The sequence below is a fragment of the Curtobacterium flaccumfaciens genome (assembly GCF_051548005.1).
GTDB lineage: Bacteria > Actinomycetota > Actinomycetes > Actinomycetales > Microbacteriaceae > Curtobacterium.
In genome coordinates this window covers 1-18552 of record NZ_JBPUGH010000060.1, presented here as the reverse complement: position 1 = coordinate 18552, position 18552 = coordinate 1, and the positions used below count along the sequence as shown (strand labels likewise).

Annotated in this window: 19 protein-coding genes; 6 read left to right on the top strand and 13 right to left on the bottom strand. The window is 73.3% G+C overall.

Translation table 11 applies throughout. The features are described 5' to 3' along the window. A partial coding sequence (locus ACSW7Y_RS08990; RefSeq protein WP_438125957.1) for an amidase occupies positions 1–963 on the top strand: 963 nt, incomplete at its 5' end. A 301-nt stretch (positions 964–1264) separates the two neighbouring features. Here ACSW7Y_RS08990 and ACSW7Y_RS08985 read toward each other — a convergent pair. The 6 genes from ACSW7Y_RS08985 to ACSW7Y_RS08960 form a co-directional block, all read right to left on the bottom strand. Next, positions 1265–2056, bottom strand: a complete 792-nt coding sequence (locus ACSW7Y_RS08985; protein ID WP_438125960.1) for an ABC transporter ATP-binding protein — start codon at positions 2054–2056, stop codon at positions 1265–1267. A 5-nt stretch (positions 2057–2061) separates the two neighbouring features. Continuing rightward, entirely contained in the window at positions 2062–2829 is a 768-nt protein-coding gene (locus tag ACSW7Y_RS08980) for an ABC transporter ATP-binding protein (protein ID WP_438125959.1), read from the bottom strand. Between the two features lie 86 nt (positions 2830–2915). After that, positions 2916–3860, bottom strand: a complete 945-nt coding sequence (locus ACSW7Y_RS08975) for an ABC transporter permease (protein WP_438125956.1) — start codon at positions 3858–3860, stop codon at positions 2916–2918. After that, complete coding sequence (locus ACSW7Y_RS08970) at positions 3857–4810, bottom strand: ABC transporter permease (protein ID WP_438125955.1); 954 nt, start codon at positions 4808–4810, stop codon at positions 3857–3859. Before ACSW7Y_RS08970 ends, ACSW7Y_RS08975 begins: the two co-directional genes overlap by 4 nt. A 36-nt stretch (positions 4811–4846) precedes the next feature. Further along, positions 4847–6382, bottom strand: coding sequence for an ABC transporter substrate-binding protein (locus ACSW7Y_RS08965; protein WP_438125954.1), 1536 nt, complete (start codon positions 6380–6382; stop codon positions 4847–4849). 60 nt (positions 6383–6442) lie between these two features. Continuing rightward, entirely contained in the window at positions 6443–7396 is a 954-nt protein-coding gene (locus ACSW7Y_RS08960) for an alpha/beta fold hydrolase (protein WP_438125953.1), read from the bottom strand. A 64-nt stretch (positions 7397–7460) separates the two neighbouring features. Between ACSW7Y_RS08960 and ACSW7Y_RS08955 the strand changes: the two genes are divergently transcribed. Both ACSW7Y_RS08955 and ACSW7Y_RS08950 read left to right on the top strand, forming a co-directional pair. Next, on the top strand, positions 7461–8375 hold the full coding sequence (locus ACSW7Y_RS08955; protein ID WP_438125952.1) for a siderophore-interacting protein: 915 nt from the start codon (positions 7461–7463) through the stop codon (positions 8373–8375). 8 nt (positions 8376–8383) lie between these two features. Then, positions 8384–9187 carry an ABC transporter ATP-binding protein gene (locus ACSW7Y_RS08950; protein ID WP_438125951.1) on the top strand — a complete coding sequence of 268 codons (804 nt, stop codon included), beginning with the start codon at positions 8384–8386 and terminating at the stop codon, positions 9185–9187. Positions 9188–9417: 230 nt separating this feature from the next. Here ACSW7Y_RS08950 and ACSW7Y_RS08945 read toward each other — a convergent pair whose 3' ends face one another. The 5 genes from ACSW7Y_RS08945 to ACSW7Y_RS08925 all read right to left on the bottom strand — a co-directional run bounded on the left by ACSW7Y_RS08945 (position 9418) and on the right by ACSW7Y_RS08925 (position 14947). Beyond that, complete coding sequence (locus ACSW7Y_RS08945) at positions 9418–9774, bottom strand: Fe-S oxidoreductase (RefSeq protein WP_438125950.1); 357 nt, start codon at positions 9772–9774, stop codon at positions 9418–9420. Beyond that, positions 9771–11174 (bottom strand): dihydrolipoyl dehydrogenase family protein, encoded by a 1404-nt coding sequence (locus ACSW7Y_RS08940; protein ID WP_438125949.1) that lies wholly within the window; start codon positions 11172–11174, stop codon positions 9771–9773. Before ACSW7Y_RS08940 ends, ACSW7Y_RS08945 begins: the two co-directional genes overlap by 4 nt. Positions 11175–11264: 90 nt before the next feature. Next, on the bottom strand, positions 11265–12086 hold the full coding sequence (locus ACSW7Y_RS08935) for an arginase family protein (protein WP_438125948.1): 822 nt from the start codon (positions 12084–12086) through the stop codon (positions 11265–11267). Between the two features lie 80 nt (positions 12087–12166). Next, positions 12167–12892 carry a PspA/IM30 family protein gene (locus ACSW7Y_RS08930; protein ID WP_438125947.1) on the bottom strand — a complete coding sequence of 242 codons (726 nt, stop codon included), beginning with the start codon at positions 12890–12892 and terminating at the stop codon, positions 12167–12169. Positions 12893–13015: 123 nt separating this feature from the next. Continuing rightward, positions 13016–14947, bottom strand: a complete 1932-nt coding sequence (locus ACSW7Y_RS08925) for a TPM domain-containing protein (RefSeq protein ID WP_438125946.1) — start codon at positions 14945–14947, stop codon at positions 13016–13018. 309 nt (positions 14948–15256) lie between these two features. Here ACSW7Y_RS08925 and ACSW7Y_RS08920 point away from each other — a divergent pair, with 309 nt between their 5' ends. Further along, the gene (locus ACSW7Y_RS08920) at positions 15257–15460 is read left to right on the top strand and encodes a hypothetical protein (RefSeq protein ID WP_152998211.1); all 204 of its coding nucleotides are present in this window, start codon (positions 15257–15259) and stop codon (positions 15458–15460) included. 42 nt (positions 15461–15502) lie between these two features. Beyond that, entirely contained in the window at positions 15503–16069 is a 567-nt protein-coding gene (locus ACSW7Y_RS08915; RefSeq protein WP_438125945.1) for a 4'-phosphopantetheinyl transferase family protein, read from the top strand. Here the strand turns inward: ACSW7Y_RS08915 and map are convergent. Further along, on the bottom strand, positions 16053–16820 hold the full coding sequence (gene map / locus ACSW7Y_RS08910; protein ID WP_438125944.1) for a type I methionyl aminopeptidase: 768 nt from the start codon (positions 16818–16820) through the stop codon (positions 16053–16055). The two genes, ACSW7Y_RS08915 and map, sit on opposite strands and share 17 nt — an antisense overlap. Positions 16821–16851: 31 nt before the next feature. Between map and ACSW7Y_RS08905 the strand changes: the two genes are divergently transcribed. Beyond that, positions 16852–17160 carry a helix-turn-helix domain-containing protein gene (locus ACSW7Y_RS08905; RefSeq protein WP_438125943.1) on the top strand — a complete coding sequence of 103 codons (309 nt, stop codon included), beginning with the start codon at positions 16852–16854 and terminating at the stop codon, positions 17158–17160. 52 nt (positions 17161–17212) lie between these two features. Here the strand turns inward: ACSW7Y_RS08905 and ACSW7Y_RS08900 are convergent, their stop codons facing one another. Beyond that, positions 17213–18544: a M1 family metallopeptidase gene (locus ACSW7Y_RS08900; RefSeq protein ID WP_438125958.1), complete on the bottom strand. Its 1332-nt coding sequence runs from the start codon at positions 18542–18544 to the stop codon at positions 17213–17215. Positions 18545–18552: the final 8 nt, after the last annotated feature.

The window sequence follows — 18552 nt, the reverse complement described above, 5'->3', positions numbered from 1 at the left end:
GGGCTGCTCCCTGCAGCGATCGGGACCGACGGCGGCGGGTCGGTGCGCATCCCGGCCGCGGCCACGGGCCTCGTCGGACTGAAGCCGAGCCGTGGCCGCGTCCCCGCCATGCCGGGCCGGTCAGGGGTCGGCGGGCTCTCGGCGGCCGGGCCGCTGACCCGCTCGGTCGCCGACGCGGGCATGCTGCTGGACGCGCTCGTCCGACCGACGGGCCTCGACGAACCGGAGCCGTACGCGCTCGTCACGCCCGACGTCGGCGAGGGGCCGTTCACCGCGGCGGCCGTCCGTGGCGAGGGGCGCTTCGTGGTCGGTGTCCTCGACGGCTCGCCGTGGGACGACACCGTCGACGTCGTGGTGGACCCTGCTGCGCGGACTGCGGTCGAGACGGCCGTGCGGGTGCTCGGCGAGGTCGGTCACGGCGTCGAGGACGTCGCGATGCCGCGCACGCCGTACGCCGACGCGTTCCGGGTGGCGTGGGAGTCGAGCGCGGCGCGGCTGCCACTCGTCCCGGGCATCGACCTGACGCAGCTGACGCCGCTCGTCGGCTGGCTCGTGGAGCGGGGGCGGCACCTGACCGGGACGCAGGTGCTCGACGCGATGACGGCGCTCGACGCGTTCTCGGTGTCGCTCATCGGCGCGTTCGACCGGTTCGACGCCGTGCTCACCCCGACGCTCGCGCTCACGCCACGGCCGCTGGGCTGGTACGGCGACGACCCGGAGGAGGACTTCCGGCGGCAGTGTGCGTACTCGCCGTGGACCTCGATGGCGAACGTGTCCGGGCTGCCGGCGATCACGCTCCCGGTCGCGGTGACGGACGACGACCACCCCGACGGTGGCGGGCTCCCGATGGGGGTGCAGCTGATCGGGCGACCGGGCGGAGAGCGGGTGCTGCTGGCGATCGGCGCCCAGCTCGAGCGTCGGCTCCGGTGGCAGCGGCGGCATCCGCCCGCCTGGACCGCCTGACCGTCGACCGGGAGGCGCGTGGCGGCGCGGCAACGGGCCGGCCGTCGTCGAACGACAGGGCCGTCGTCGTGCGACAGCGGCGCCGTCGTCCGTTGCGCGTGCAACTGTTGCGGGCGCCGGGAAGCGCCGTCGTCATGCGACAGCGGCACCGTCGTCCGTTGCGCGTGCAACGACCCGCGCCCACGAAACGCGCGCACTTCGACGAAGCACGCGTCGATCGACGAGCGGGAGGTCGGGACGCGCGCGTTTCGTGGGTCGCCGCGGCAGAGTCATCCCGCCCGCGCGCCCCCGGGCCCGCCCCCTACGGCAGCGTCGGCGCCGCCGCCACGAGCGCCTGCGTCACGGGGTGCTGCGGGTCGTCGAGGATCGACACCGGCCCGTGCTCGACGATCCGCCCCGCGGACATCACCGCCACCGTGTCGCACAGCCGCTGCACGACGCCGATGTCGTGCGACACGAGCACCAGGGTCAGCCCGAGGTCGTCGGCGAGCGACCGGAAGAGGTCGATCACGCGGGCGCGGACCACGACGTCGAGAGCGCTCATGGGTTCGTCCCCGAACAGGATCCGCGGCGAGTGCACGACGGCGCGGGCGATCGCGATCCGCTGCCGCTGCCCGCCGGAGAACTCGTGCGGGTACCGCGTCACGGCGTCCGCGGGCAGGTCCACCCGCTCGAGCACGGAGGACACGAGGGCGGCGTGCGAGCCGGGGACCCGCAGGGCGCGCAGCGGTTCGGCGACGATCGCGCCGACGCGCATGCGCGGGTCGAGGGAGGCGTACGGGTCCTGGAACACCACCCCGGTCTCGCGACGGAACCAGCGCAGCGCACGCGCGGAGGCCGACGCGACCACGGGACGTCCTGAGGCCGACACGGTGCCGGTGGTGGGTGCCTCCAGGCCGGCGAGCAGCCGCACCAGGGTGGACTTGCCGGAGCCGGACTCGCCCACGATGCCGAGGCGGCTGCCGGCGGCGACCGTCAGGTCGACCCCGTCCACCGCGGTCCGGACCGGGCCTGGCTCGAACGGTCCGCGGCGGGGGAGTCGGTAGTGCCGGTGCAGTCCGGTGCCCTCGAGCAGTGCGGTGCCATCGGGCAGTGCGGTCACCGGTCTCCTCCGGGGGTGCGGCGGGCGGTCGCCCGCGCGGCGGACACGAGGGCGGCGGTCGCCGAGTGCGACGGCGCGGAGAGCAGCTGCTGCACCGAGCCCTGCTCGACCACCCGTCCGGCGTCGAGCACGACCGCGGTGTCGGTGATCCGGGCGAGGACGGCGAGGTCGTGCGTGACGAACACCGTGCCCGCCGACTGCCGTTCGAACAGGTCGAGGATGCGCGCCTCGGTCGTGACGTCGAGCGCGGTCGTCGGTTCGTCGGCCACGAGGTACGCCGGCTCGCCCGCGACGGCCATCGCGATGCACACGCGTTGCCGCTGGCCGCCGGAGAGCTGGTGCGGGTACTGCCGGAGGAGCGACGCCGGGTCGGGGAGGCCGACCTCCGTGGCGAGCGCGACCGCTCGGGCCGCGGCGGTGCGCCGGTCGAGGCCGTGGTGCAGCCGCAGCGGCTCCGCGATCTGCGCACCCACTCGTCGGAGCGGATCGAGTGCGGTGCCCGGCTCCTGGAACACCATCCCGATGCCCGAGCCGCGGTGACGCGCGCGCTCCCGGTCCGGCATGCCGACGAGTTCGGTGCCGTCGAGCCGGATGCTGCCGGTGACGGTCGCCCCCGCGGGCTCCAGACCCATGAGCGCGAGCGCGGTCATCGACTTGCCGGAGCCGGAGGCGCCGATGACGCCGAGGCGTCGGCCGGGAGGCACGGTGAACGTCACGCGGTCGAGGATCGTCCGCCCCGCGATGCGGACCGTGAGGTCGCGCACCTCGAGCCCGCCGGTCGCGTCGGTGTGGTCGGTAGCACCGGTGCGGTCGGTCGCGCCGGTCTGGTCGGTCGCGTCGGCGTGGTCGGTCACGCGGTCACCCCCGGTCCGGCGCCCGCTGCGCGGTCGGCGGGGGAGCCCGCGCCCACGCCCGGGGGCGTGCCCGGGCCAGCGTCGGGCCGCTCCTCGTCGCCGGCGTCGGACGCACGGTCGGCCGTCGTCAGCCGCGGATCCGTGGCGTCGCGGACGGCGTCCCCGAGGAGCGACAGCGCCGCCACCACGAGCGCGATCGAGGCGCCCGGCCAGGTCGCGCTCCACGGGTGCACCCCGATGTACGCCTGCAGGTCGGACAGCAGCGACCCCCACGACGCCGTGTTCGACCCGGCGCCGTAGCCGAGGTACGACAGCCCCGCTTCGGCGAGCACCGCGGTCGCCATCGCGAGCGAGAGCTGCACGGTGAAGAGCGGTGCCGCGTTCGGGACGAGGTGCCGCAGCAGCACACCGCCGCCGCCGACACCGGAGGCGCGGGCCGCGGTGACGTAGTCGCTCCGGGCGATGCGCCGGATCTCCCCGCGGGCGACGCGGGCGATCGTGACGCCGAACGACAGCCCGACCGAGACGATCACGACACCGAGCGAGCCGCCGTACACCGCGGTGAGGAGCATCGCGGTGAGGAGCGTCGGGAACGCCACGAGGATGTCGAGGAGGACCGCCGTGCCCTCCCGGACCCACCGTGCGGTCAGCGAACCGATCGCGGTGAGGACGATGCCGACCACGCTCGCGATGACGCCGGACCCGACGGCGACGAGGACCGTCGTCCGGGTGCCGGCGAGCAGGTAGCTGGCGATGTCCCGGCCGGAGGCGTCGGTGCCGAACCAGTGCGCGGCGCTGGGGCCCTCCCACTGGTGGAACGGGTCGGCGCGGAAGGGGTCCTGCGGCGTCCACACGAGCGACACCGCGGCGAGGACCACGAGGAGCACCAGCACCACCACGGCGAAGACGCCCGTCGGTCGGGCGAGGAGACGACGGATCACGACGCGGCCTCCCGCTGCCGGGGGTCGAGGGCGCGGTGCACGACGTCCACCGCGAAGCCGACGAGCAGCACGAGACCGGTGAGCACGAGGAGCTCGGACTGCACCTTCGTGACGTCCCGGCGCCCGACGTCGGTGACGAGCATCCGTCCGACACCCGGGAGCGAGAACAGCTGCTCGACCACGACCGCCCCGACGAGCAGACCGGCGATCTGCACGCCCAGCACGGCGAGCACGGTCAGCGCGACCGACGGGAGACCGTGCCGGAGCAGCGCCTGCGTCCGGCTGAGGCCGATCGCCGCGGCGGTCCGGACGTGGTCGGCGTCGAGCACGCCGAGCGTCGCCGAGCGGGTGAAGCGCAGGATGACCGCGCCCTCGACCGCGCCGATCGTCAGCGCGGGCAGCACGAGCGAGGAGAACGCCCGACCCGGCTCCTGCCAGCCGTCGAGCGGGAAGCCCTGCGTCGGGAGCCAGTGCAGCGTGACCGCGAACAGGGCCACGAGGAGCATCCCGGCCCAGACGATCGGCACCGCGGCGACGGCCTGCGCGACGAAGCCGATGACCGCCCCGCCGGCACGCTTGCGGAGCACGGCGGCGAGCACGCCGAGCGGCACCCCGAGGACGAGGGCCGCGACGAGGGACATGCCCGCGAGCGGCAGCGTGACGCCGAGCTTCTGCACGAGCTCGGGCGCGACCGGGCCCTCCGTGACGAGCGACCGGCCGAGGTCACCGCGGAACAGCCCGCCGATCCAGTCGAGGTACTGCAGGACGACGGGGCGGTCGAGCCCGAGGTCCTGCCGCAGCTGCGCGACCTGCTCCGGGGTGGCCTGGGTGCCGGCGACGATCTGCGCCACGTCGCCCGGCAGCACCCGCAGCGTGGCGAACACGATGATGCTCGCCACGAGCAGGCCGACGACGAGCAGCAGGAGCCGCCCGATCAGGAACCGGGTCACGCGTCGATGCTACGGGGAGCGGCCGTCACCGTCGGCTCACCGGACGGCGAGCTTCGACAGGTCGAGCCGGGAGTTCGTGCCGTCGAACGGCACCCCTGTCACGCCCTTCCGCACCGCGGTGATCGACGTCGAGGTGTAGAGCCACTCGCCCGCGGCGTCCTCGGAGACGATGCGGGCGGCCTTCCGGAGCGCCTCGACCTTGGCCGACTCGCTCGTCGCCGCGACGGACTGCGCGTAGAGGTCCTGGACCTCCTGGTCGTCGTACCCGAAGTAGTAGTCCGGGTTCGCCCAGTTGCCGAAGTCCCGCGCCTCGACGTGGTCGACCATGCTCATGTCGAACGTGCGGTCCCCGGACTTCGGCGCCTGGAACACCGTGGAGAGCCAGGTCGCGAAGTCGACGCGCTTGACGGTCAGCGTGATGCCGACGTCGGCGAGCTGCGACTTGAGCACGTCGCCGATGGTCGTCGGGTAGATGTTCGCGTACGTCAGCGTGAGGTCGAGCTTCGGCTTGCCGGCCGCGGCGAGGAGCTTCTTCGCGTTCGCGGGGTCGTACGCGTCGATCGAGGTGAGGTCCTGGTAGCCGGGGTCGAGCGCCGGGATCGGGCCCCCCTGCTCGACGCCGGTGCCACCGATCGCCTTGATGACGGCCTTCGCGTCGATCGCCTGCCGGATGGCCTGGCGCACGCGCTTGTCGGTGAAGGGCGCCTTCCTGTCGTTGAACGCCAGCGTGTACTTGTCGGTCGTCTTCCCGGTGTGCAGCGTGATGTCGGGGTTGCCCTCGAGCTGGGCCTTGAGCGTGCCGTCGACCGCGGTCTGCACGTCGAGGTCACCGTTCGCCATCGCGTTGACGGCGGTCGACGGCTGCGTGATGTAGCGGAACTCGACCTTCGCGACCTTCGCCTTCGTGCCCCAGTAGTCGTCGTTGCGGTCGAAGGTCAGCGAGTCGCCCTGCTTCCAGGACGCGACCTCGTACGGGCCGGTGCCGTTCGCCGAGTCGGAGAGGTCGTTCTTCGCCGCCTTCTCGAGCACGAGACCCGAGCGTCCGGTGAGGTTCCAGAGCAGGTCGGAGTCCGGCTTCGAGAGCTGCAGGACGACCGTGTCCGACGACGGCGACGTGATCGACGCGACGTTCGCGAGCTTGGCGGAGTCGACGTAGGTGTCGTTCTCCTTGACCTGCTCGAGCGACCACACGACGTCGGCCGCCGTGACGGGCTTGCCGTCCTGGAACGTCGTGCCCTTCCGCAGGGTGAACGTGTAGGTGCGTCCGTCGGAGGAGACCTCGTGCGAGGACGCGAGCACGTCCCGGACCTCGCCGTCCGCGGTCCGGCCGACGAGGCCCTGGTACACGTTGTCGATGAGCACCTGGTCGAGTGCGGCACCGGACTGGGTGCGGATGTCGAGGCTCGTGGGCTCGAGCACCAGGCCGACGCGCACGGTGGCGTCCGCGCCGCCCTGCTCGGTCGACGACCCGGAGCAACCGGCGAGTGCGAGTGCGGAGACGGCGGCCACCGCGGTCGCGGCGAGGGCGATGCGTGCCCGCTTCGACGCGGGGCGGGGGAGGAGCGGACTCATGGGTTGTGGGTTCCTTCCGGGCGCTCGTGGCGACGGTCGTCGCGTGGCGCTCGCACGAGACTACTGGCGTGCGGAGCCGTGCTGCGACGGTTCCTGTTCCGGGTGCAACAATCCGTGGTCGTCGGTCCATGCCCGGATCGCCCGGGCGAGTTCGAGCGGTGCCTGGTTCTGCACCGCGTGCCGCGACTCGACGGTCACGATGCGGGCGTCCGGCAGGCGTGCGGCGAACCCGGCGTGCAGCTTCGGCGAGACGTACCCGCGGTCACCCCGCACGAGGAGGATCGGCACGTCCAGCGCCTCGAGGTCCGGCCATGCATCGGCGAACCGCCCGACCGAGGCGGTGCGTCCGGGCGGCAGGTGCGGGAAGTGGTGCCGACGCACGAGTCGTCCGTCGGCACCGAGCCGCGTGGTGTGCCGGGCCTCCCGCAGCAGGACGTCCCGGTCGTCGCCGACCCGTGCCTCGACGGCTCGGTCGACGACCTCGTCGAGGGAGGCGAACGGCTCCTCGTCCTCGAGCGCGCGGGCGATCCGGTCCACGGCCCGTTGCGCGAAGTCCGGGGACATGTCGACGAGCACGAGGCCCGTGACGCGCTCGGGAGCGGTCGCGGCGAGCCGCGCGGCGAGGATCGCGCCGAGCGAGTGCCCGACGAGGACCCCCGGCGGCACGTCCAGCGCGTCGAGCGCGGCGAGCACGGTCGGCGCGGTCGCGCTCGCGCCGTAGTCGGCGTCGTCGCGCCACGACGACCGTCCGTGACCGGGCAGGTCGAGCGCGACCGCCGGCGCGCCGACGGCGATCGCCGTCTGGTCGAAGCTGTGCGCGTCGATGCCGAGCCCGTGCAGGTAGGTGATCCGGGCCTCCCGGTCGCCCCACCGGATCGCGGACACGTCGTGCCCGTCCGCGGTGCGGACCACCTGCCTGGAGGCGCGGAGCGGCTCCGTCGCGCCGCTCGCGGCGGCGAGGCGGGCGAGGTCGGCGAACTCGTCGGGTCGGTCGGGCAGTGCGGCAGCGGACACGCGACGATCCTGCCACCGCGCCGGGCCCTGGCCGCGTTAGGTAAGGCATGCCATACTTGGTCTCGTGGCAGCCCGGTACCGCATCTTCTCCGTCCGCGTGGCAGCCGTCACGTCCCTCACGCCGCACTTCGTGCGCGTGACGCTGACGGGCGACGCCCTCGCGGAGTTCTCCGCCGTCGGGCTCGATCAACGGATCAAGGTCATGCTGCCGATCGAGGGCCACGGGTTCACCGAGCTGCCCGAGGACGGCGACTGGTACGGCGCCTGGCGCGACCTGCCGGACGCGGTGCGCAACCCGCTCCGCACGTACACCGTGCGCTCGTTCCGGCCCGACGCGCACGAGCTCGACATCGACTTCGTCGCACACGGCGACGCGGGACCCGCCTCGCGCTGGGTGTCCGGCTGCCGGGTCGGGGACGAGCTGCGGATCATCGGTCCCCGTGTGCCGGAGTCGCCCGACGAGCTGGCGACCGGTGCCGCCGAGTTCGCCCCCGGCACGGCGACGCGCATCCTGCTCGCCGGCGACGAGACCGCAGCGCCCGCCATCTGCGCCATCCTCGAGGCGCTCGACGTCGCCACCGTCGGTCACGTCTTCATCGAGGTCCCGACCGACGCCGACCGGCTGCCCGTCACCGCGCCGTCCGGGGTCGAGGTCCGGTGGATCGCCCGGAACGGCGCGACCCACGGCGTCCGGATGACCGACCAGGTGCACGCCTGGGCATCGACCGTCACGGCGACGACCGCCGGCGGTGGGCCCGCGGTCTGCGCCGACACGACCGACTTCACCGAGGTCGACGTCGACGAGCAGGTCCTCTGGGAGGTCCCGGCGCCGGTCGACGAGCGTCCGGTCTACGCCTGGATCGCGGGGGAGGCGGGTTGCGTGAAGGAGCTCCGCCGCCACCTCGTCCGCGGGGTCGGCCTCGACCGCAAGCAGGTCGCGTTCATGGGCTACTGGCGGAACGGCAAGGCCGAGCATTGACCACGGCGGTGCCGACCACCGCCCCGCCGACGACCGCACTGGGCGCGCGTGGGCTGACGCTCGCGTACGACGACCGCGTGGTCGTGTCCTCGCTCGACGTGGACGTCCCGGACCGTGAGCTGACGGTCGTCATCGGTCCGAACGCCTGCGGGAAGTCGACGCTGCTCAAGTCCTTCGCGCGCACCCTGAAGCCGAGCGCGGGCACGGTGTACCTCGACGGCGCGCCGATCACGACCCTGCGCCCCAAGGCCGCCGCTCGTCGGGTCGCGATGCTGCCGCAGACGCCCATCGCCCCGGACGGCATCACCGTGCGTGACCTCGTGTCCCGCGGGCGCTTTCCGCACCAGGACCTCCTGCACCCGTCGTCGGGGTCTGACCGGGCCGCCGTGCAGTCGGCGCTGGAGCAGACGGACACGGCGTCGCTCGCCGACCGCAGCGTCGACGAACTCTCGGGCGGGCAGCGGCAGCGCGTGTGGATCGCGATGGTGCTCGCGCAGGAGACCGACATCGTCCTGCTCGACGAGCCCACGACGTTCCTCGACATCGCGCACCAGTACGACGTCCTCGAACTCGCGGCCGGGCTGCACCGTGCGGGTCGGACGGTCGTCGCCGTGCTGCACGACCTCAACCAGGCCGCCCGGTACGCGACGCACCTCATCGCCATGCGGGACGGGTCGATCGTCGCGGCGGGCACCCCGGCGGAGGTCCTGACGGCGTCCCTCGTCGAGGACGTCTTCGGCCTGCCGTGCGTCGTCGTCCCCGATCCGGAGACCGGCACGCCCCTCGTCGTCCCGAGGCGCCCCGTCGCCTGACGCGCCCGCCCCCCCCGCGGAGACGCGGCGTCTCGGGGGACTCCGGCATGCGGTTGGTCGCAGGACGTGCCGCTCACGTTCGTGGCGTGCGACACACTCTGCGACCAGGCCGGGACACACGCGGCGTGTTGCGCGACCAGCTCGGGACACGCGGCTAGTGGCGTGACCACGGGACGGACTGGAGGCGCGTGGCTGCGCCGCCACGCGCCTCCGGGCCGTCCTGTTCCGCGTCAGCGGACGTAGCCGCCGTCCTCGAGACCGGCCTCGACCTCGAACCGGTTGCGGAGCGGATCGCGCCCCGCGATCGCGTACAGGACGGGCATCGCCATGCCGTACCGCTTCCACTGCGCGACGTGCACCCGCTCGTGCCGGAGCACGCGGTCGCCGTCGTTGTCGCGCGTCAGGTACACCGAGCCGACGCAGGTGCCGCCTCGGCGGAACGCCCACCGGGGGAGCCCCGAGCAGACGACCAACCCGTCGACCACACGGACGGGCCCGGTCGACAGCGGGAGCCCGACGGCGAGGCCGACGGCGGTCGCGACGAGCCATCCGGCACGGGACACGACCGAGTCGACGAACGGGTTCACTCCGGGCGGCCGTAGGTCTCGAGGAGCCGCAGCCACACCTCGTTCATGGTGGGGTAGGCGGGGACGGCGTGCCAGAGGCGGTCGATCGGCACCTCGCCCACGACGGCGATCGTCGCCGCGTGCAGCATCTCCGCGACGTCCTGGCCGACGAACGTCGCTCCGACGACGACCCCGCGCGACTCGTCCACCACGAGGTTCGCGCGGCCGGTGTAGCCGTCGGCCTGCAGTGCGGCTCCCGCGACGTTGCCGAGCTCGTACTCGACGGTGCGGACGTCGATGCCCTGCTGGCGTGCCTTCTCCTCGGTCAGCCCGACGCTCGCGACCTCTGGGTCCGTGAACGTCACCTGCGGGGCGGCCGCGTGGTCGGCGGTGGCGACGTGCGCGCCCCACGGTTCCGTGTGCAGCGGGGTGCCCTGGAAGCGGGCCGCGATCGCCTCACCGGCCGCGCGTGCCTGGTACTTGCCCTGGTGGGTGAGCAGCACGCGGTGGTTGACGTCACCGACCGCGTAGAGCCAGTCGGTGCCGTGCACGAGCATCGTGTCGTCGACGTCGAGCCAGGCGCCCGGTTCGAGGCCGACGGTCTCGAGACCGAGGTCGGCGGTGTGCGCGCGGCGACCGGTTGCGGCGAGGACCTCGCTCGTGACGATCGTCGAGCCGTCGTCGAGCGTCGTGGTGACCAGGCCGTGCTCGTCGCGGTCGACCCGCACGGGGTTCACACCGGTGCGGACGTCGACGCCGCGGGAACGGAGGGCGTCGGCCACGAGCTCGCCCGCGAAGGGCTCCATGCCGCCGAGCAGGCCGTGCCGGGCGACGAGGGTGACCTTCGACCCGAGCGACGACCACGCCGTCGCGAGTTCGGAGCCCGACACCCCGCCGCCGATGACGAGGAGACTCTCCGGGACCTCCTGCGCGCTCGTGGCCTCGCGGGTGCCCCACGGCTGCGCCTCGGCCAGACCGGGGACGTCGGGCAGCGTGTGCAGCGAACCGGTGACCACGGCGACGGCGGCGCGCGCGGAGTGGGCCTCGCCGCCGACCTCGATGGTCTTCTCACCGGTGATGCGCGCGTGCCCACGGAGGAGGGCGATGCCGGCCGACTCGAGCCAGGACACCTGCCCGTCGTCCTTCCAGTCCGAGGTGAAGGAGTTGCGGCGGGCGAGCACGTGCGCGGCGTCGAGGGTGCCGGTGACGGCCTGCGCGGCTCCGTCGAGGCGCTTGGCTGCCTCGAGGGCGTGGCCGCTGCGGAGGAGCGCCTTCGAGGGCATGCACGCCCAGTAGGAGCACTCGCCGCCGACGAGCTCCGCCTCCACGATCGCGACCGAGAGCCCGCGCTTGTGGGCGTAGTCCGCCACGTTCTCGCCGACTGCGCCGGCGCCGATCACGATGAGGTCGTAGTCCGTCATGTGGCCAACCTACGCGGCCCCGGTGACGGCACGCCGACCGTGAGGTGTACCGCGGCGCGGCGGTCCGCGCGACGCGGGCCGCGGCGCCGGTCAGGCCGTCCTGGACGCGTTCGCGAGCGCCCCGACGGCCCGCAGGATCACGCCCAGGTCGTCCACGGCGCGGTCCGGGTCGACCGGTGCGAACCCGGTGAGGGCGGCACCCACGAGCCGACGACCCCGCGTCGCCGCCTGGAGGAGTTCGACCAGCCCGGCGCCGTCGAGACCGAAGGGCACCGGTTCGAGGAGCCCGTCGACCTCCGCGGGGTCGAGCACGTCGAGGTCGACGTGCACGAACACCGAGCCGGCTCCGGTCGCGCTGACAGCGGTGGCGACGGCCTCGGCGGTCGCGGCGTCGACGTCGAGCGTGTGGATGCCGGCACGCTCGAGCGCCGTCAGCTCGCTGTCCTCCGCACCGCGGACGCCCGCGAGGACGACCTTGGACCCGGACAGGACGGGCAGGTCGGGGAAGAGGTCGTCCGGCCGGTCGACGACGAGCCGCAGCGCCGCAGCCTCGGCCGCCACCGGCTGGGCACGGTTCAGCGGACGGTAGCCGCTCGACCCCGCGATCCGGACGAACGCGGTGTCCTCGTCGAGGCCGACGGTCGCGCCGAGGAACGACGAGCCGTCGCCGCCGACGACGAACGGGGCCTCGGGCGCCACACTGGACTCCTCGGCGACCCGCTCGGCCACCTGGCGGACCGACGTGTAGCGGGCGATCGCGGTCTCGAGGCGGTCACCGGCGCCCGGCGGCACCTCGACCACCGTCGTCGAGGCGCGGGGGAGGTCCGCCGCGATCGCCGCCGCGCCGTCCCCGAGCCGCATCGCACGGGACGACGCCGAACCCTGCCACTGACCGACCACGATGAAGTGCATCGTGCCAGTCTGGCAGCCGGGTCCGGCGTCGTCCGGGGTGCGCGCTGGGTGCGTGCTGGATCAGCCCGCCGAGCGACGGGTCAGATGCTCGACGAGCCACCGCTCTTGAGCGCGGCGAGTCGGGCCTCGACCTCGGCGTCCTTGCCGACGTCCTCGAGGCTCTCGAACTGCGCGTCGAGGCTCGACGACTGGAGCTCCTGCTGCCCGAGGACCTTCGCCTCTTCGCGGCGGACCTTCTCCTCGAAGCGGTTGAGGTCGCTCGTCGGGTCGGTGATGTCGATGTTGCCGATGGCGTCGTTGACCTTCGACTGCGCCTCCGCCGTCTTCTGGCGGGCGACGAGCGAGTCGCGCTTCGACTTGAGCTCCTCGAGCTTCTCCTCCATGCCGGCGAGTCCGGCCTTGAGCTTCTCGACCTGCTCGTTCTGCGTCGCGAGCGGCCCCTCGTTGTCCTTGACCTCTTGTTCGGCGGCGATCTGCTTGCCGATGGCGATCTTCGCGAGGTTGTCGAACTTGTCGGCGTCGGCGGTCTTGCCCTCGGCTCGGTACTTGTCCGCCGCTGCCGACGCGTTGGCGGCCTTCTGGCCCCACTCGGTGGCGGCCTTCTCGTCCTCCTCGTGGTCCTGCTCGAGCAGGCGGAGGTTGCCGATGGTCTGCGCGATCGCGGTCTTCGCGTCGGCGATGTTGTTCGAGTAGTCCCGCACGAGCTGGTCGAGCATCAGCTGCGGGTCCTCGGCGTTGTCGATGAGCTGGTTCACGTTCGCCCGGATGAGCGAGGAGATGCGCCCGAGGATCGTCTGCTTGGCCATTGCTGTTCCCTTTCTGGAGAAGGACGGTTCCGTGCTGTCAGGTCGTGCTGTCAGGTCGTGCTGCGGGTGATGCCGGTCAGGCGGGGTGCCGGTCAGGCGGGGTGCCGGTCAGGCGGGGTGCGGTCAGAAGCGGCCGCCGCCGGAGAAGCCCCCGCCACCGCCGCCACCTCCGCCGCCGAAGCCCCCGCCTCCGCCTCCGCCGCCGAATCCTCCGCCCCCGAAGCCGCCGCCGCCGCCGAACGACCCGCCCCCGAACGAGCCGCCGCGTCCGCCGAGGAGGCCACCGAGGACCAGGCCGGTGACGAGCCCGCCGAGCTGCGCTCCGTTGCCGCCGCCCCCGGCACCGGGCCAGCCGCCCATGTCGTTCCCCGCTTCGTCCATGGCTGCGGCGGCGTACTGCTCGGCCGCGCGTGCGGCCTGGAGCGCCTGCCCCGGGTTCGTCGTGGCGAGGTCGACCGCGTCGTCGAGGGCCCGCTCGGCCTCCGACAGGCGCGTCCGTGCGGTCGGTCCGACCGCTCCCCGACGCAGCGCGATGTACTCGCGCGCCTGGCTGATCCGGGAGCGGGCGTCGCTGAGGGCGTCGTCGAGCGCCCGTGCTGCTCGCTGGTTCTGCTCCTCGACCCCGCGAGCGGTCGCGAGGGCGGCGTCGATGTCGGTGTTCGCCTTCGTCAGCGCGTCGACGGCCGAGATCGGGTCCTTCGGGTCGATGCCCTGCCGCAGGACCGTCTCGGCCTGGGTCACGGCCGCCGCGAGCTCGGGACTGTTCGTGCGCATCGACCGTGCGGCTGCGACGTCGCCCTCGACGTCGGCGCGCATCGCCTGGGCGCGGGCCGAGGCCTCGGCGAAGGTCGTCTCGGCGGCGGTGGCGGAGGCCGTCAGCTGCTGCACCTGCGCGAGAGCGTGCTGGGCGTCCCGCACGGCGACGACCGCTTCGCCCTTGTCGCCGGCCGCGATCGCCGCGGCGGCCGCTGCGGACCGCTCCGTGGCGTAGTCGAGCACCTGCTTCGCCTGGTCGACGTTGTCCGCGACGGTCGCGAGGGTCCGGCCGGAGTACGACGCGCGGACCCGATCGAGTGCGGCCGAGGCGGCGGCGACGGACCCGGGTGCCCGGGCGACGTCCGCGGCGAGGGCGGTCGACGCGTCCTCGACGCCGTCCTCGAGCGCGCGGAGCTCGTCGAACGACTCGGTCTGCGCCTCGATCGCAGCGTGTGCCTGCTCGCAGATGGCGATGATCTGGTTCGCCCAGTCGGCACGCTGCTGCGGGGTGTCCGGGATCTCGTCGTCGAGTTGCTGTTGCAAGGTGAACGCCTGCCGGACGTTGCGCTTCGCGGTGGCGACGGCGTCGGCGAAGGGCTTCGCGGCGTCGGAGCCGAACTGGGCCGTGGCGAACCCGACCTCTTGCTCGGCGGTCTTCAGTTCGTCGTCGATGGTGACGAGGGCGCCCCCGGCGGTGCGCTCGAGGCCGGCGAGGGACTCCTCCTGTGCCTCGGCTGCCGCGGCGGTGCGGCGCTTGTTGCGCGCGCGGATGACGAGCACCACCACGACGATCGCGATGACGACGACGAGCAGCACGACCCACAGCGCGGTCAGGTTCGGCGGGTCCTGCGTCTGGGCGAGGCCGTCGGCGAACGCGGTCGCGGCGGCTGCCCAGTCGCCGTCGCGGAGTCGGGGGACGGCGTCGTCCTGGTAGGCGTTCTGCACGTCGGACGAGGACAGCACGGTTTCGTTGGTCTGGTGGACGTCCGCGATGCGGTCGTCGACCGCCACCGCGAGCACGATGCTGTCCGAGTCGATCTGGTTCTGCTGCCGGAACGCGTCGCCCCACGCGGTGTGGTCGGACGGGTCCGTGAAGGTCGGGACGTACACGACGTAGAGCTGGGTCTTCGTCTTGTCGTAGAGGTCCTGCACGGCTCGTTCCACCTGCGACTGCTGCGCGGACGTCAGGGCATCCGCCTGGTCGACGACGTACGCGCCTCCCTGCAGCTGGAAGGGGGCGGTGGCGTGGGACGCGGTCGACGGCGCGAGCACCAGGAACGCGGCGAGCAGGGCGGTCACGATGCGGGTGGTCCAGCGGAGCGCAGGACCGGTCCTCCCGCTCGCCGAACCGGGTCCGGCTCCGACCGGGCGTCCGCCGTGGACCGTGCGCATCCGTCCTCCATCCGACCCCCGGGGCCCCGTCGTCGACGCCCTCCAACGGCACCTCGGGGCGCCGTCGTCCGGAGTCTATCCAGGGCACGCGCCCGCCGGTCCGGCGATCCGGGGTCTGTGGATGAACATCCGTCATCTGCACAGGTGTGGGAGGTTTGTCCCCCACACCGGGGTATGCTGGCGCCACTGTTCGACGACGAGCGGAAGGGGACAGCAATGGAGCGAACACTGAACACCGAGGTCGTCCCGCTCGAGGACGGCTACCACCGGGTGTCGACGCCGGCGAGCGGCGTGATCGGTTTCGTGCGCGAGGACAACGGCCGGTACGAGGTCCTCCGTGGACGCGTGCGCCAGGCGACGCGTTCCGAGGGGCTCTACAGCACGATGAACGTCGCGCTGATCGCGCTCACGCACGCCTGAGTCGTTCCGGGCCGCACCACCTCACCCACGTAGGCTTCCTGCGTGGGTGAGTCGTGCCTCCAGTCCGTCGTCGTGACGCTCCGTCCAGCGGGCGCGGACCGGACGGCCGACCGGGAGGCCCTGGTCGCCGCCGTCGCGTCGGCGGCGGGCGTCGAGGAGACGGCCGTGCGCGTGGGGCGCGAGTGTCCGCACTGCGGCAGCACCGACCACGGGCGACCGTGGGCCACCGTCGGCGGCCGGGAGGTCGGCGTGAGCCTGTCCCGCACCGCGGGCGTGACCGCCCTCGTGGTCGCGCCCGACGCCGTCGGCGTCGACGTCGAGCGCGTGTCGCGGGTGGCACGCGCGCCGCTCGACGCCTTCACCCGCGCGGAGATCGACCGTGCGGCGGGCGACGCCGGGGTGCTCGCGGCCTGCTGGGTCGCGAAGGAGGCCGTCCTCAAGCGAGACGGCCGGGGCTTCCGAGTGGACCCTCGGTCGGTCGACGTCGACGTCGAGCGCGGCTTGGTGGTCCTCGACGGGGCGGCACAGGCGGTCGTCCTGGTGCGCCCTGAGCACGACCTCGTGCTCGCGGTCGCCGCAGGGGGAGCACCGGTCACCTGGGGAGCGTGAGCACCTCCGCGCCGTCCTCGGTGATCGCGATGGTGTGCTCGGTGTGCGCTGTGCGGGCTCCGGTGGCGCTCCGGAGCGTCCAGCCGTCCGGATCGGTCACGAGGACGTCGGTGTCGGCCATCACCCAGGGCTCGAGCGCGAGGAGGAGCCCCGGGCGCAGGGTGTAGCCGCGTCCGGGTCGCCCGGTGTTCGACACGTGCGGGTCCTGGTGCATGGTCGAACCGATCCCGTGTCCGCCGAACTCGACGTTGACCGGGTACCCGGCGCCCTCGAGGACGGTGCCGATGGCGTGGGACAGGTCGCCGATCCTGGCACCGGGGCGGGCGGCGGCGATGCCGGCGGCGAGGGCGCGCTCGGTCGCCTCGATCAGCGCGGTGTCGGCGGGGTCCGCGGTGCCGACGACGAAGCTGATCGCGGCGTCGGCGGCGATGCCGTCGAGCGACACGGCGAGGTCGAGGGTGAGCAGGTCGCCGTCCGCGAGCACCTGGTCGTGGGGGAGGCCGTGCAGGACGGCGTCGTTCACGGCCGTGCAGACGTGGTGGCCGAACGGGCCGCGGCCGAACGACGGGGCGTAGTCGACGTAGCAGGACTCCGCGCCGGCGTCGTCGATGAGCTGCTTCGCCCACCGGTCGATCTCGAGCAGGTTCGTGCCGACGCGCGTGCGGTCGCGGAGGGTCTGCAGGATCGTGCCGACGAGCGCTCCGGTGCGGCGGGCGCGGTCGATCTCGGCCGGGGTCAGGATCTCGATCACGGGATGATCGTACCGGTATTAGTATCGGCGCATGGTCCGTCTACCGCTCAGTCCCGTCGAACTCGCCCGCGGTCGTGCCCTCGGGGCGCTGCTCCGCGCCGCGCGAGGCGATCGGTCGATGCTCGACGTCGCACTCGCGGCCGGGGTGTCGCCCGAGACCCTGCGGAAGATCGAGACCGGACGCATCGCGACGCCGTCGTTCGGGACCGTCGCAGCGGTGGCAGCGGTCGTGGGTCTCTCGCTCGACGACGTCTGGCGCGAGGTGTGCCGCGCCGGCGAGGCCGTCACCGGCGACCCGTCCGAGGCCGGCGCCGGCGCCGAACGTGCCGGCGTCGCCTGACGCCGCCGACCTCAGCCCACGACGGCGCCCGGACGGCTGGCGATGCCGGCCGTCAGGCAGCAGGCAGCTCGGGGACGCCCGGTTCCTCGACCCAGGGTGCCGTGACGGCACGGACAGCGTCGACGGGCACCCCCGCCGCGCTGGCGAACGCGTCGAGGACGTCCTCCGGAGCAACGGAGGCATGGCGGTGTCGCTCGGTGATCGTCCGGAGCCCGGCGAAGAACGCGGCGTCACCGAACGTCCGCCGGACCGCGTGCAGGGCCAGGGCGCCGCGCTTGTAGACGCGGTCGTCGAACATGTCGCGAGCGCCCGGGTCGCCGACCACGAGGTCCTGCGGCTGGTCGAGCAGTCCCTCCCGGTACCGCTCGGCGAGCACGTCGGCGGTCTCCCCGCCCCGGTGCTCGGACCACAGCCACTCGGCGTAGCAGGCGAAGCCCTCGTGCAACCAGATGTCGCGCCAGCGTGCGACGGTCACCGAGTTGCCGAACCACTGGTGCGCGAGTTCGTGCGCGATGAGCCGGTCGGTGCCGTGCTCGCCGTCGACGTGGTTCCGGCCGAAGACGGCGAGACCGTGGGCCTCGAGCGGGATCTCGAGCTCGTCGTCGGTCACGACCACCCCGTACGCGGGGAACGGGTACGGGCCGAAGCGGTCGGCGTAGAGCGCGAGCATGTCCGGCACCCGGCCGAAGTCGGTCTTCGCCGCGGCCTGGAGGTCCGCGGGGTGGTGCAGCGTCACCGGGACGTGCGGGCTCCGGAGCTTCGTCGTGCGGTACCGACCGATCTGCACGGTCGCGAGGTACGTCGCCATGGGCTCGGTCGTCGCGTACGTCCAGGTCGTGCCGGCCCGGGCACGGTCGGTGCCGAGCAGCTCGCCGTTCGCGAGGACGTCGTACGCGGCCTCGGCGGTGATCTCGAACCGGTAGGTGGCCTTGTCGTCCGGTCGGTCGTTGCACGGGAACCACGACGGCGCCCCGGTCGGCTGCGCGGCGACGATGACGCCGTCGGAGAGCTCCTCCCAGCCGACCTGTCCCCAGGGGCTCCGGATCGGTCGTGGTGTGCCGCGGTACTTGACGTGGACGGTGAACTCCGTGCCGGCCGCGATCGGATCCTGCGGCGTCACCGTCAGCTTGTTGGTCGCGGTGCTGACCTTCTTCGCGCGCTTCCCGTCGACGTCCACGCGCTCGACCGTGAGGCCGTGCAGGTCGATGACGACCCGGTCGAGGGCCTCGTCCGCCCGCGCCGTGACGGTCGCGGTGCCGTCGAGGCGGTTCGTCGCGACGCGGTAACCGAGCCGGAGCTCGTAGTGCAGCGCGCTCCACCGACGGTCGCCGCTGTGCGGGGTGTACGGGTCGGCACTGGTGTTCGGCTTCACGGTGCCGCTCAGTCTGGCAC